At 70.5% G+C, this 12,431-nt stretch carries 16 protein-coding genes; 5 read left to right on the forward strand and 11 right to left on the reverse strand.

The window, feature by feature from the left end; all coding sequences use genetic code 11:
* The 3 genes from ureG to ACWD0F_RS27165 are packed head-to-tail and all read left to right on the forward strand — an operon-like array spanning nt 1 to nt 1,920.
* Complete coding sequence (gene ureG / locus ACWD0F_RS27155; protein ID WP_449880083.1) at nt 1–675, forward strand: urease accessory protein UreG; 675 nt, start codon at nt 1–3, stop codon at nt 673–675.
* The gene (locus ACWD0F_RS27160) at nt 672–1,451 is read left to right on the forward strand and encodes an urease accessory protein UreD (protein ID WP_449880085.1); all 780 of its coding nucleotides are present in this window, start codon (nt 672–674) and stop codon (nt 1,449–1,451) included. The genes ureG and ACWD0F_RS27160 overlap by 4 nt, the downstream gene beginning before the upstream one ends.
* A gap of 4 nt (nt 1,452–1,455) precedes the next feature.
* A complete protein-coding gene (locus ACWD0F_RS27165) occupies nt 1,456–1,920 on the forward strand; it encodes a hypothetical protein (RefSeq protein WP_449880087.1) in 465 nt (154 codons plus the stop codon).
* A gap of 65 nt (nt 1,921–1,985) precedes the next feature.
* On the opposite strand, the gene era is transcribed toward ACWD0F_RS27165, so the two are convergent.
* The 8 genes from era to ACWD0F_RS27205 form a co-directional block, all read right to left on the reverse strand.
* Nucleotides 1,986–2,903: a GTPase Era gene (gene era / locus ACWD0F_RS27170; RefSeq protein ID WP_449880089.1), complete on the reverse strand. Its 918-nt coding sequence runs from the start codon at nt 2,901–2,903 to the stop codon at nt 1,986–1,988.
* Nucleotides 2,904–2,909: 6 nt separating this feature from the next.
* A complete protein-coding gene (locus ACWD0F_RS27175; protein WP_449880384.1) occupies nt 2,910–3,383 on the reverse strand; it encodes an NUDIX domain-containing protein in 474 nt (157 codons plus the stop codon).
* Nucleotides 3,384–3,390: 7 nt separating this feature from the next.
* Nucleotides 3,391–3,708 (reverse strand): cytidine deaminase, encoded by a 318-nt coding sequence (locus tag ACWD0F_RS27180; RefSeq protein ID WP_449880091.1) that lies wholly within the window; start codon nt 3,706–3,708, stop codon nt 3,391–3,393.
* 18 nt (nt 3,709–3,726) lie between these two features.
* Complete coding sequence (locus tag ACWD0F_RS27185; RefSeq protein WP_449880093.1) at nt 3,727–4,359, reverse strand: hypothetical protein; 633 nt, start codon at nt 4,357–4,359, stop codon at nt 3,727–3,729.
* A 315-nt stretch (nt 4,360–4,674) separates the two neighbouring features.
* Nucleotides 4,675–5,970, reverse strand: coding sequence for a hemolysin family protein (locus tag ACWD0F_RS27190; RefSeq protein WP_449880095.1), 1,296 nt, complete (start codon nt 5,968–5,970; stop codon nt 4,675–4,677).
* The gene (ybeY, locus tag ACWD0F_RS27195; protein ID WP_449880097.1) at nt 5,967–6,443 is read right to left on the reverse strand and encodes an rRNA maturation RNase YbeY; all 477 of its coding nucleotides are present in this window, start codon (nt 6,441–6,443) and stop codon (nt 5,967–5,969) included. The genes ACWD0F_RS27190 and ybeY overlap by 4 nt, the downstream gene beginning before the upstream one ends.
* The gene (locus ACWD0F_RS27200) at nt 6,433–7,488 is read right to left on the reverse strand and encodes a PhoH family protein (RefSeq protein ID WP_449880099.1); all 1,056 of its coding nucleotides are present in this window, start codon (nt 7,486–7,488) and stop codon (nt 6,433–6,435) included. Before ACWD0F_RS27200 ends, ybeY begins: the two co-directional genes overlap by 11 nt.
* 163 nt (nt 7,489–7,651) lie before the next feature.
* The gene (locus tag ACWD0F_RS27205) at nt 7,652–7,996 is read right to left on the reverse strand and encodes a histidine triad nucleotide-binding protein (protein ID WP_449880101.1); all 345 of its coding nucleotides are present in this window, start codon (nt 7,994–7,996) and stop codon (nt 7,652–7,654) included.
* A 278-nt stretch (nt 7,997–8,274) separates the two neighbouring features.
* On the opposite strand from ACWD0F_RS27205, the gene ACWD0F_RS27210 reads away from it, so the two are divergent.
* On the forward strand, nt 8,275–8,787 hold the full coding sequence (locus ACWD0F_RS27210; protein WP_189145064.1) for a SigE family RNA polymerase sigma factor: 513 nt from the start codon (nt 8,275–8,277) through the stop codon (nt 8,785–8,787).
* On the forward strand, nt 8,784–9,425 hold the full coding sequence (locus tag ACWD0F_RS27215) for a hypothetical protein (RefSeq protein ID WP_449880103.1): 642 nt from the start codon (nt 8,784–8,786) through the stop codon (nt 9,423–9,425). The genes ACWD0F_RS27210 and ACWD0F_RS27215 overlap by 4 nt, the downstream gene beginning before the upstream one ends.
* 42 nt (nt 9,426–9,467) lie before the next feature.
* On the opposite strand, the gene ACWD0F_RS27220 is transcribed toward ACWD0F_RS27215, so the two are convergent.
* The 3 genes from ACWD0F_RS27220 to hrcA are packed head-to-tail and all read right to left on the reverse strand — an operon-like array spanning nt 9,468 to nt 12,361.
* Nucleotides 9,468–10,193 carry a 16S rRNA (uracil(1498)-N(3))-methyltransferase gene (locus ACWD0F_RS27220; RefSeq protein WP_449880105.1) on the reverse strand — a complete coding sequence of 242 codons (726 nt, stop codon included), beginning with the start codon at nt 10,191–10,193 and terminating at the stop codon, nt 9,468–9,470.
* 3 nt (nt 10,194–10,196) lie between these two features.
* Nucleotides 10,197–11,336, reverse strand: coding sequence for a molecular chaperone DnaJ (dnaJ, locus tag ACWD0F_RS27225; protein WP_449880107.1), 1,140 nt, complete (start codon nt 11,334–11,336; stop codon nt 10,197–10,199).
* A gap of 11 nt (nt 11,337–11,347) precedes the next feature.
* Nucleotides 11,348–12,361 (reverse strand): heat-inducible transcriptional repressor HrcA, encoded by a 1,014-nt coding sequence (gene hrcA, locus ACWD0F_RS27230; RefSeq protein ID WP_449880109.1) that lies wholly within the window; start codon nt 12,359–12,361, stop codon nt 11,348–11,350.
* Nucleotides 12,362–12,431: the final 70 nt, after the last annotated feature.

A 12,431-nucleotide genomic window follows, 5' to 3' on the forward strand; every position in this document is an offset into this window, starting at 1 on the left:
ATGGGCGCCAATCACGACGATCGCCACCACACTCCCGACGGCCGCGGCCGGGCGCTGCGGCTCGGGGTGGGCGGCCCGGTCGGCAGTGGCAAGACGGCCCTGGTCGCCGCGCTCTGCCGAACCCTGGGCCCGGCGCTGTCCCTCGGCGTGGTGACGAACGACATCTACACCACCGAGGACGCCGACTTCCTGCGCCGGGCGGGCGTGCTCGACAGCGAGCGCATCCTCGCCGTCGAGACCGGCTGCTGCCCCCACACCGCGATCCGCGACGACATCGCCGCCAACCTCGACGCCGTGGAGACCCTGGAATACCGGTTCGGCCCGCTGGACCTGGTGATCGTGGAGAGCGGCGGCGACAACCTGACGGCCACGTTCAGCCGGGGGCTGGCCGACCGGCAGATCTTCGTGCTCGACGTGTCCGGCGGCGACAAGGTGCCGCGCAAGGGCGGCCCCGGGGTCACGGCGGCGGACCTGCTGGTCGTCAACAAGACCGACCTGGCGCCGATGGTCGGCGCCGACCTGGGCGTGATGGCGCGCGACGCGGCCGCGGTGCGCGGGGAGCGGCCGGTGCTGTTCACCTCGATCAGGCTGGAGCCGACCGCGCGGACCATCGCCGACTGGGTCTCCGAGCAGGTGCACGCCTGGTCCCACGCGCACGCGGCGCCCATCTCGTGAGCCCGGGCCGCCGCGCGATGTCGGCCAGGGCAGCCGTGGCGACCGCGCTGTCGGCGGACGGCCGTACCATGCTGCGCCGCCTCGCCTCCGCGCCGCCGCTCACGCTGCGCCAGACGGGTCCGTGCACGGTGCACCTCGTCTCCACGGCGGCGGGCCCGCTCGGCGGCGACCGTCTCGCCCTGGACCTGGACGTCGCCCCGCGCACCACCCTGGAGCTCGGCTCGGTCGCGAGCACCCTGGTCCTGCCCGGCGAGGGCGCGTCCGAGCTGCTGGTCACCGCGCGGGTGGGCGCGGGCGCCACACTCCGCTTCACGCCGGAGCCCACCGTGCTCGCCGCCGGTTGCGAGCACCGTCTCCTGGTACGCCTGACGCTGGCGCCGGACGCCGCCGTGCTCTGGCGCGAGGAGATCGTCTTCGGCCGGTACGGCGAGCGGCCCGGCCGCTGCCACGCCCGCTTCGACGCCACCCGCGACGGCGTGCCGCTGCTCCGCCAGGAGTTCACCGTCGGCGACCCGGCCCTCGACTCCTCCCCCGCCGTCTACGGCGGCGCCCGCTGCGTCGGCAACACCTTTCTCACCACGTCGGTGAAGGAGCCGGTCGTGGCCGAAGGGGTGGCGGTGCTCCCGCTGGCCGGTCCCGGCACGCTGGTCTCCGCGCTGGCCGCCGACGCGGTCGAGCTCCGCGCCCGGCTGGAGTGGGGCGAGCGCGTGGCCGCCGGCGATGGTGACGACTCCGTTGCGTACGGTGGTGGCGAGCGCGTGCCCGGCTTACAGTGATCGTGTGGCCGACCATCTTCACCCCACGCGACCGAGGACCCATCGTGGCTACGCGCTGGCCGTGGTGATCGCCGGAGCGCTCCTGACGTTCTGCGCGATTCTGCCGTGGGCGGCCCTGGAGGCGCGCAGCGACCTCATCGGCGCCGGGGTGGCCGGCGACGTCCGCGGCATCGACGGCGCGTTCGGCGTCTACACGCTGGTGGCCGGGCTGGTGGCGCTGGCCTGCGGCCTGGCCGGTGTGCTCGGCCGGCCCCGGCTCGCCGCCCTGGCCGTGCTGCCGGGGGGCGTGGCGGTGCTGACACTGGTGATGTTCGTGACCGACGGGAGCGGGCTGCGCGACCGGTTCTCCGTCGACCTCGGCAACCTGCTGTCGATCGCGCCGGTGATCCGGGGCGGCTGGTTCGCGGCCCTGGCCAGCGCACTGGCCGTGGTCGTGCTGGCGGTCCTGGCCCTGATCCGCCGCGCCTGACGATCAACCGTCCGGCACGCCCTGACGAACAGCCGTCTCGGCGAGCACCCCGCCGCGCCTGACGATCAGTCGTGGAAGCCGAGGCGGCGTAGCTGCTTCGGGTCGCGCTGCCAGTCCTTGGCGACGCTGATCCGCAGGTCCAGGTAGACGCGTGTGCCCAGCAGGGCCTCGATCTGCTTGCGGGCCCTGGTGCCCACGTCGCGCAGCCGCTCGCCCTTGTGGCCGATGACGATCGCCTTCTGCGAGGGCCGCTCCACGAACATGTGCGCGTAGATGTCCAGCAGGTCGTCGCGCCCCTCGCGGGGCAACATCTCGTCGACCACCACGGCGATCGAGTGGGGCAGCTCGTCGCGCACGCCCTCCAGCGCCGCCTCCCGGATCAGCTCGCCGACCAGCACCTGCTCGGGCTCGTCAGTGAGCTGGCCGCCCTCGTAGAGCGGCGGCGACACGGGCAGGTACTCGATCAGCACGTCGCCCAGCACGTCGAGCTGGTCACCCGCCTGCGCCGACACCGGCACGATCGCCGCGAACTCCGCCGTCTGCGACACCGCCAGCAACTGCTCGGCGACCTGCTGCTTGGTCGCCAGGTCGCACTTGGTCACCACGGCCACCACGGGCGTCTTCTTCACCGCCGCGAGCTTGTCGGCGATGAACCGGTCGCCCTTGCCGATCGGCTCGTTGGCGGGCACGCAGAAGCCGATCACGTCGACCTCGGTCAACGTGGACAGCACCAGGCTGTCGAGGCGTTCGCCGAGAAGTGTGCGCGGACGGTGCAGGCCGGGCGTGTCGACGACGATGATCTGGGCGTCGGGGCGGTGCACGATGCCCCTGATGACGCGTCTCGTGGTCTGCGGTTTGGACGAGGTGATCGCCACCTTCGCGCCGACCATGGCGTTCATCAGGGTGGACTTGCCGACATTCGGCCTTCCCACGAAGCAGGCGAATCCGGCGCGATGGCTGTCTGGCGATGTCACGTACTGCATTGTGACTCATCGAGGAGCGTGTTCGCGCCACCAGGTGAACGCCAGAGGTGCCACGAGAGGTGTCCACGGGGTCGTGCGGAGCCCGGGTAGCTCCTGCTCCGTCACCCATCGGCAGTCGGTGATCTCGTCGCCGTCGGGCTCGGGAACGCCGGAGACCAGCGTGGCGCCGTAGACGGCGATCACGTAGCCGACCTGGTGACCGTTGGGGTAGAGCGTGCGGAACTCCGGGCCGCCGTAGACGCCGATCAGCCCCCGCACCTCGATGCCGATGCCGAGCTCCTCGCGCAGCTCTCTGACCACGGCGTCCTCGGGGCGCTCGTCGGGGTCGATGCCGCCGCCGGGCGCGCCCCACAGGCCCACGTCGCCGTGGCGGGCCACCAGCAGGCGGCCCGCGTCGTCGAACACGAACCCGGACGCCGACGGCAACATCAGCAGCTCGGAGCCGACCTTCTCCCGCAACCTGGCCAGGAACGGCGACATGGGCACGTCAGCCCCGCAACGTGCCGTCGGGGCCCGCCACGAGCAGCGCCTTGACGCCCAGCTCGGCGGCCACGGCCTCGTCGGCGGCGCTCGGTCCGCCCTCGCCGACCAGCGCGACCGCCTCCAGCGTCCGGGCGCCGCTGGAGATCGCCATGGCCACCGCCACCTGCACCGCCGACAACGTCAGCGCCGACAGCGCCACGTTGGCGGCCGAGTAGGTGCGGCCGGTCTCGTCGCGGACGGCGGCGCCCTCCGCGGAGCCGTTGCGTGCCCTGGCCGCCCGGGCCAATGTGATGATCTTGCTGTCTTCAGGATCGAGAGTCACGGGCACCAGGTTAAGCGCTCAGGTGCTCGCCATGGACACGGCCGCCTCGACCACCTTCCTGGTACGCGCGGCGTCCACGTCGTTCATGCCCGTGTGCACCACCGACACCAGCGTGTCGCCGACCCGCGACAACACGACGTCCATCGTGTAGGGATAGCCGTTCAGCCGGCCGTGCAGCCGCGCCCCCACGGTCTCGTCGCCGGCCTCGCCGATCCGCAGCTCCTGCGTCCGCAGCTCGGTGCCGCCGGGCGTACGCACCTCGCGGCAAGACTCCAGCGCCCTGGCCAGCTCGTCGAGGTGTTCTTCCGCTTCCGCGCCCGCGTACCGCGCCAGGCCCACTCCGGCCTGCTCCCCCAGAGCGTCGCCGTGATAGCTGACCGCCGCCTGGGCGGTCAGCGCGTGCCTCGGCGCCTGCCCTCCCGCGGACTCCAGCACGGCGCTGCAGTTGCGGTCCGACTGCCTGAACGGGATCCGCCAGGCCATTTCGGGCCTGGCCGTGAAGCCGTCCGGCAGCGGCGGCTCCTTGCTGAGCGCCTCACGCAACTGCGCCATGGCGCGCACGTCGATGAAGCTTTCGGCCCCCTCGCCCCCGCATCCGGCGAGCACGCCGGTGAGCAGGGCGCATGCGATGATCCACGGTCTTCGTTTCATGATCCCCCCTTGTCGCAGCGTGCCCCAGCGACGAATGCGGCAATCCACCGAAGTCTCCGCAACAAGCAAAAAGGGTGCCCTCATCCGGTTTTCCGGACGAGAACACCCTTTACGCCGACCCGCATCCGGCCCGTCCAACAGGCCGAGACGCTGTCGCCCCCCCGGGGAACATCCTTCCGCCGCGAACCCCACCCGGCGTCGGGATGTTTCCCTGTGACACCCACCGCACTGGATGTCGTGTTAAGAGAGTGCCGGACCCGGCTTGCAGAAGACTTGTAGAACACTTGCGGCTTCTGACCGCATATATCCAGCAGGTCAGTCGCGTTCGGCGGTGGCGGGCACGGCGTCCTCCTCGGCCGAGGTGACGCGGCGCACGACCACGGTGCTGATCCGGTTGCGCCGCCCCGCCAGGCTCTCGGCCGTCAGGGTGAGCCCCGCGACCTCCGCCTGCGATCCGGCGATCGGCACCCGGCCCAGCGCGTGCGCGAGCAGCCCGCCCACGGTCTCGACGTCGTCGACCTCGAGCTCGGCGTCGAACAGCTCGCCCAGCTCGTCGACCGGCATGCGGGCCGTCACCCGCACGCCGCCGTCGGACATGGTCTCGACGCGGGGCGCCTCCTGGTCGTACTCGTCGGTGATCTCGCCGACGATCTCCTCCAGCACGTCCTCGATCGTGACCAGGCCGGCGGTGCCGCCGTACTCGTCGATGACGATGGCGATGTGGATCTGGCGCGCCTGCATCTCCCGCATGAGCTGGTCGATGGGCTTGCTCTCGGGCACGTACGCGGCCGAGCGCATGATCGACTCGACCGTGTCCTTGCCCCCGCCCTCGCCGGCCTCGTGGATCTTGCGGGCGATGTCCTTGAGGTAGGCGATGCCGATGACGTCGTCCTCGTTCTCGCCCACGACCGGGATGCGGGAGAAACCGCTGCGCAGCGCCAGCGACAGCGCCTGGTCGATGGTCTTGGCCCGCTCGATGTAGACCATGTCGGTGCGCGGCACCATGACCTCGCGCACCAGCGTGTCACCCAGCTCGAACACCGAGTGGATCATCTCGCGCTCGTCGGGCTCGATCACCCTGCGCTCCTCGGCCAGGTCGACCAGGTCACGCAGCTCGGCCTCCGAGGTGAACGGGCCGTCGCGGAACCCCTTGCCCGGGGTCAGGGCGTTGCCCAGCAGGATGAGCAGCTTGGGCAGGGGGCCGAAGATGCGCGTCAGGCCGTACACGATGGGGGCGCTGGCCAGCGCGACCGGCTCGGCGTGCTGGCGGCCGAGGGTGCGCGGCATGACGCCGACCACCACATAGCTGATCACGATCATCACGACGGCGGCCCAGACGTAGGCCCAGCCCTGGTCGTCCATGAGATCGATGAACAGCAGCGTCGCGATCACCGTGGCGACGAGCTCGCAGCTCAGCCGGAGCAGCAGGAGCAGATTGAGGTAGCGCGGCGGATCGGTCACGATGGCCTGGAGCCGCTCGGCGCCCCGCCTGCCCTCGCGGACATACTCCTCGGCGCGCACCCGGGAGATGCGCGTCAGTGCCGTTTCCGCGCTGGCGATAAGGCCACCGATGATCACGAGGACGATGGCCAGCAACAACCAGGCGTTCACCGCGGGTTGCGCACCTCCTGCCACGACTCGAGGAGCCGGGCCTGCAGGCCGAACATCTCCTTGTGCTCCTCCGGCTCGGCATGGTCATAGCCGAGCAGGTGGAGGATGCCGTGGGTGCACAGCAGCTCCAGCTCGTCGGAGGTGCTGTGACCGGCCTCCTCCGCCTGTCTGGCGGCCACGTGCGGGCAGAGCACCACGTCGCCGAGAAGCGCGGGATCGGCCGGGGTCTCGGCGTCGCCGCGCGCGCCCCCGCCAGGACGGAGCTCGTCCATCGGGAACGCCAGGACGTCGGTCGGGCCCGGCTCGCCCATCCACTTCTCGTGCAGCTCGGCCATGGCGTCCTCGTCGACCACGACGACGGACAGCTCGGCGAGCGGGTTGATGCCCAGCTCACCGAGCACGTGGGCGGCCAGGGCGGAGAGCTTCTCCTCCTCCACCTCGACGCCCGACTCGTTGTTGATCTCAATGCTCACGGTCACTCACCCGCCGCTTCCCCCGTTGTTGCTGCTGCTGGATGCGCTTCGGCTCCTGCATCGCGTCGTAGCGCCCGTAGGCGTCGACGATGTCGCTCACCAGCTTGTGCCGGACCACGTCGGCGCTGGACAGGTGCGCGAAGTGGATGTCGGGGATGCCGTCGAGGATGTCCTGGACGACACGGAGCCCGCTCACCGTGCCGGAGGGCAGGTCGACCTGCGTCACGTCACCGGTCACCACGATCTTGGAGTTGAACCCGAGCCTGGTGAGGAACATCTTCATCTGCTCGGCCGAGGAGTTCTGCGCCTCGTCGAGGATGATGAAGGCGTCGTTGAGTGTGCGCCCGCGCATGTAGGCCAGCGGCGCGACCTCGATCGTGCCCGCGGCCATCAGCTTGGGGATCGAGTCGGGGTCGACCATGTCGTGCAGGGCGTCGTAGAGCGGCCGCAGGTAGGGGTCGATCTTCTCGTAGAGCGTGCCGGGCAGGAAGCCCAGCCGCTCGCCGGCCTCGACGGCGGGACGGGTCAGGATGATGCGGTTGACCCGCTTCTCCTGCAGGGCCCGCACGGCCTTGGCCATCGCGAGATAGGTCTTGCCGGTGCCCGCCGGGCCGATGCCGAACACGACCGTGTGCTGGTCGATCGCGTCGACGTAGCGCTTCTGGTTGACCGTCTTCGGCCTGATGGTCCGCCCGCGCGAGGAGAGGATGTCGAGCGACAACACCTCGGCGGGGCGGTCGGAGGTCATGCGCAACATGGCGATGCTGCGCTCGACCGCGTCGGGGGTGAGCTCGCCACCGCTGCGCAGCACCTCGACGAGCTCTTCGAAGAGCCGCACCACCGTGCCGCTCTCGTCCGGGCTGCCGGTGACGGTGATCTCGTTGCCCCGCACGTGGATGTCGGCCCTGAAGGCGCCCTCGATGACGCGTAGCAGCTCGTCACGGGAGCCCAGGAGGCTGACCATCGGGTATTCGTCCGGAATCAGCACCTTGGCTTGAGTGCGCGAGGGAGGTGCCGTGCGTCGGGATTCGTGTAGTTCGGACATGGGCAGGCCAGTGGCCTGATGCCTCCCGGTCTCTTTCGGTGTTCTTCTCCGACCATCGTAGCCGGGACCAGGCGGATTGCTCGCGCCAATATCACCGCGGCCGGTCATCGGAGCGGTGACCTCGCCATCGGCGTACGTTTCGGACGGGCGGCCGGCCCGCCGGCTAACCCGGGGGCCACGTCAGGTCGCGCCCGCCCAGGACGTGGGCGTGCACGTGGAAGACGGTCTGACCGGCGCCGAGACCGGTGTTGAAGACCACGCGATAGCCGCCGCCGGCCACGCCCTCCTGCACGGCGACCGCGTGGGCGGCCTTCAGCACGTCGTCGGCGAGCCCGTCGTCGGCCTCGGCGAGCGCCGCCGCGTCGGCGTGATGCTCCTTCGGGATGACCAGCACGTGCGTGGGAGCCTGCGGGTTGATGTCGCGGAACGCCAGAGTCCTGCCGGTTTCGTGGACGATCTCGGCGGGGATCTCCTTGGCGACGATTTTGCAGAATAGACAGTCGCTCACACCGGCACCCTATCGAGGGGCCGCCCGCGAGCGAGTCCGTTGCGAATCGGTAATCCGCCGCGTCGTGCACAGGAAGATCAACACAGTTAGGGTGTGTGTGCGACACTTCAGCAAAAAAGACGATTCAGGGTCGGGCGAGCGCCACCTGCCGAGGACACGACTGGGTAATGCACCCTAAGGAACCGGGGAAACCGCAAGAACCGGAAGAGCGTAAACCCATCGGGAAGGCCGCGCGTCCCACTGATGTGACCACCGAAACCCTTCTGGCCGACAGGTCGATGGGGGCGGTGCCGGTCGGGTGGGATGCCGACATGGCTGTTACCGCGCTGTACAGCGCGCACTTTCGGTCGTTGGTGCGTCTCGCTGTGTTGCTCGTGCGTGACATGGCAACCGCTGAGGAAGTCGTGCAGGATGCGTTCGTCGCCATCCATGGTGCCTGGCGCAGGCTGCGTGACCCCGACAAAGCACTCGCCTACCTTCGTCAGTCTGTCGTCAACCGGTCCCGTTCCGTGCTGCGTCACCGCGCGGTCGTCGAGAAGTATGCTCCCAAGGGCCTGCCGGACGCCCCCAGCGCCGAGAACGGCGCGATCGGCGAGCTGGAACGCTCCGCGGTCATCGAGGCGTTACGGTCCCTGCCGACCCGGCAGAGAGAAGCACTTGTCCTGCGTTACTACGGTGACTTGTCCGAAGCTGAGATCGCCCACGCCATGGGCATCAGCAAGGGCGCGGTCAAGAGCCACACCGCCCGTGGCATGGCCGCCTTGCGATCCGTTCTGGAGAAAATGTCATGATCCAGCCCCCCGACGAGCACGGTGACCTCCTGCGCCGTGCGCTCCGCGCGGAGGCGGACGCGGTCGTGCCCTCGCCGGAAGGACTGGAGATCATCCGCGCCCGCATCGACCGGCGCGGGGTCCGCAACCTGTTCTGGTGGCGTGCGGGGGCGGCCGCCGTCAGCGCCCTGCTGGTCGCCGGAACGATCGTGATGGCCGTTCCGGAGCTGCGCTCCCAGATCATCGATCAGCGGCCTGTCGCGCCCGCGGGCAACGAGACCTCCGAGGTTCCCTCCAACTCCTCCACCACCCGCTCCCAGCAGCCGCCGCCGGAGGAGCCCAGCCCCGACCAGCCGGCCGTCATCGTGCCGCCCGAAACCTCGCGGCCCGCGTCGCCACGGCCCACGAGGAAGGCCGACTCGACCAGCCGGCCCTCGCAGAGCATCAGCTCCACGCCGCAGGAGTGCCCGTCCACCGCGTCCGAGGAGGCCGAACCGCCGGAGGACTGCCCGGCGGTCTCTCCCACGCCGACGCCCACGGTGGAGGAGACGACCGGGCAGCCGACGGCCTGCCCTCCCGAGGAGTGCCCGCCCGGCGACGCGACGGACACCCCCACCGACGTGATCAGCCCGCTGATCGACTCCCAGACCACGCCCTGACGGCGATCCGCCCGCTTGGCGGCGTCCTGCCTGTCAGCGTCGTTACCAGCGTCCCGTGCGCGTGAGCAGCACGGCCGCCGCCGCGACCCCGGCCGTGGACGTACGCAGCACGGTCGGCCCCAGCAGCACGGGCACCGCCTTGGCCGCCCTGAACCTGGCGAGCTCCTCCTCCGAGACGCCCCCCTCCGGCCCCACGACCATCACGATGTCGCCACCCGCGGGCAGCGCCACCCCGGCCAGCGGCTCGGCCGCCTCCTCGTGCAGCACCAGCCCCAGCGCCACGCCGCCCAGCAGCTCCTCGACCTTCGCCGTGGAGGCGAGCTCCGTCACCTCGGGCAGGTGGAACCGGCGGGCCTGCTTGCCCGCCTCGCGTGCCGTGCCGCGCCAGCGGCCCAGCGCCTTGGCGACCCGGTCGCCCTTCCACTGGGTGATGCTGCGCGCGGCCGCCCAGGGCACGATCACGTCGACGCCCACCTCGGTCATCATCTCCACGGCCAGCTCGCCCCGATCGCCCTTGGGCAGCCCCTGGACCACGATCAGGCGTGGTGCGGGCGCCTCGACCCGGTAGCGGCCGATCACGTCGAGCCGGAGCGCGTCCTTGCGCACCTCACGGACGACGCATTCGGCGACGGCGCCCGCTCCGTCGGTCAGATCCACCCGCTCGCCGGCCCGCAGGCGCCGCACGGAGGCCGCGTGGTGCCCTTCGGGGCCGTCGAGCGTGAGCTCCGCACCGTCCAGCTCCTGGGCCAGGAACACCGGGACGGTCACGTGTCACCTACCGTTGAAGGCGTCACGCAGGCGGGAGAAAAAACTTTGCTGCCCCGGTGCGAACTTACCCGGCGGGCGCTCCTCTCCCCGCTGCCGCGAAAGCTCGCGGAGCAGCTCCTCCTGCGCCGGGTCGAGCCGGTTGGGGGTCTCCACGTTGACGTGGATCAGCAGGTCGCCTCTGCCGGACTCGTTGAGCCGCTGGACGCCCCGCCCGTACATGGTGATGACCTGGCCCGACTGCGTGCCGGGGCGCACGTCGATCTCCTCGGTGCCGTCGAGCGTCTCCACCGCGAGCACGGTGCCGAGCGCGGCGGCCGTCATCGGGATCTGGACGGTGCAGTGGAGGTCGTCGCCACGCCGTTCGTAGATCTCGTGCGGGCGCTCGACGATCTCCAGGAACAGGTCTCCCGGCGGCCCGCCGCCGGGGCCGACCTCGCCCTCGCCGGCGAGCTGGATGTGCGTGCCGTCCTCGACGCCCGCGGGGATGCGGACCTTGATCGTCCGGCGGGTCCGCACGCGGCCGTCGCCGGCGCACTCCTGGCAGGGGTGACGGATGATCGTGCCGAACCCACCGCACTGCGGGCACGGCCGCGAGGTCATCACCTGGCCCAGGAACGAGCGGGTGACCTGGGAGATCTCACCGCGCCCGCTGCACATGTCACAGGTGTCGGGATGGGTGCCGGCCGCGGCTCCGGCGCCATGGCACACCTCGCAGATCACGGCCGTGTCGACGACCAGCTCACGGGTGGTGCCGAACGCCGTCTCGCGCAGGTCCAGCTCGACCCGGATGGTCGCGTTGCGGCCCCTGCGGGCCCGCGAACGAGGCCCCCTGGTGGCGCCCGCGGTGCCGAAGAAGGCGTCCATGATGTCGCTGAACGGGAAACCCGCGCCGAACCCGCCGGCCCCGGCGGCCGCTCCGGCGCCGCCGAAGGGATCCGCGCCCACGTCGTACATCTGGCGCTTGTTCGGGTCGGACAGCACCTCGTAGGCCTGCGTGATCTCCTTGAACCGCTCCTGGGTCTCAGGATCAGGGTTCACATCGGGATGCAGCTCGCGGGCGAGTCGGCGATAAGCCTTCTTGATCTCGTCCTGACTGGCGTCACGCCGCACCCCGAGGGTGGCGTAGTAGTCGCTGTTTGCCACTTATCGACCTCTTATGATGCAGCCAGGATCTGGCTGACGTAGCGTGCCACCGCGCGTACTGCGCCCATCGTCACGGGGTAGTCCATCCTCGTGGGACCCAGCACGCCTAGCCGGGCCAGTTGGTTGTCGCCAGAACCGTATCCGGTCGCGACGATGGATGTGCCGCGCAGGTAAGGGTTTTCGGCGCCGATTCGCACGGTGAGCGCGGACGGGGTGTCTGTGGAAGTCTCGCCGAGCAGCCGCATGAGCACGACCTGCTCCTCCAGTGCTTCGAGCACGTCGCGCAGGCCGACGGTGAAGTCGGCGCCCGCGAGGTTGGCCGCGCCGGCGAACACGATCTTCTCGTCGTGCCGCTCCACCAGCGTTTCGAGCAGCACCGACAGGATCGTGGCCACCACCGGGCGGTCCTCCACGGGCAACCGCTCCGGCAGGTCGGCGACCAGTTCGGGCACGTTGCTCAGGCCGCAGCCGTCGAGGCAGGCGTTGAGCACCGCGCGCAGGTGGGCGATGCGGGTGTCCTCCACGACCTCGGGCAGCTCGATCACGCGCTGCTCGACCCGGCCGGTGTTGGTGATCAGCACCAGCATGACCCGCCGGTCGGTGAGCGGCACGATCTCGACGTGCCTGACCGTCGAACGGGTCAGCGTCGGATACTGCACGACCGCCACCTGCCTGGTGAGCTGCGCGAGCAACCGGACCGTGCGGGTGACCACGTCGTCGAGGTCGACCGCGCCGGCGAGGAACGTCTCGATGGCCCGGCGCTCGGCCGAGGACAGCGGCTTGACCTGCGAGAGCCGGTCGACGAACAGCCGATAGCCCTTGTCGGTCGGCACCCGGCCCGCACTGGTGTGCGGCTGGGTGATGTAGCCGTCCTCCTCCAGCGCCGCCATGTCGTTGCGGACCGTCGCCGGGGAGACCTTGAGGTTGTGGCGCTCCGCCAGCGCCTTGGAGCCCACCGGTTCGTTGGTGGACACGTAGTCTTCGACAATGGCGCGGAGCACCGCAAGTTTCCGATCGTCGAGCACGTGCTCACCTCCTGCCTCTGCCCTTGCCGGGGAACGCGATGTCTAGCACTCTGTGTTCCCGAGTGCCAAG

It is taken from the genome of Nonomuraea sp. NPDC002799, from assembly GCF_053592075.1.

Excerpts from the sequence above, each read along its gene's own strand:
- ureG (WP_449880083.1), top strand. The coding sequence starts at position 1 with ATGGGCGCCAATCACGACGATCGCCACCACACTCCCGACGGCCGCGGC.
- era (WP_449880089.1), bottom strand. The coding sequence starts at position 2,903 with ATGCAGTACGTGACATCGCCAGACAGCCATCGCGCCGGATTCGCCTGC.
- ACWD0F_RS27175 (WP_449880384.1), bottom strand. The coding sequence starts at position 3,383 with ATGTCGCCGTTCCTGGCCAGGTTGCGGGAGAAGGTCGGCTCCGAGCTG.
- ACWD0F_RS27185 (WP_449880093.1), bottom strand. The coding sequence starts at position 4,359 with ATGAAACGAAGACCGTGGATCATCGCATGCGCCCTGCTCACCGGCGTG.
- ACWD0F_RS27200 (WP_449880099.1), bottom strand. The coding sequence starts at position 7,488 with ATGTCCGAACTACACGAATCCCGACGCACGGCACCTCCCTCGCGCACT.
- ACWD0F_RS27210 (WP_189145064.1), top strand. The coding sequence starts at position 8,275 with ATGGGGGCGGTGCCGGTCGGGTGGGATGCCGACATGGCTGTTACCGCG.
- ACWD0F_RS27215 (WP_449880103.1), top strand. The coding sequence starts at position 8,784 with ATGATCCAGCCCCCCGACGAGCACGGTGACCTCCTGCGCCGTGCGCTC.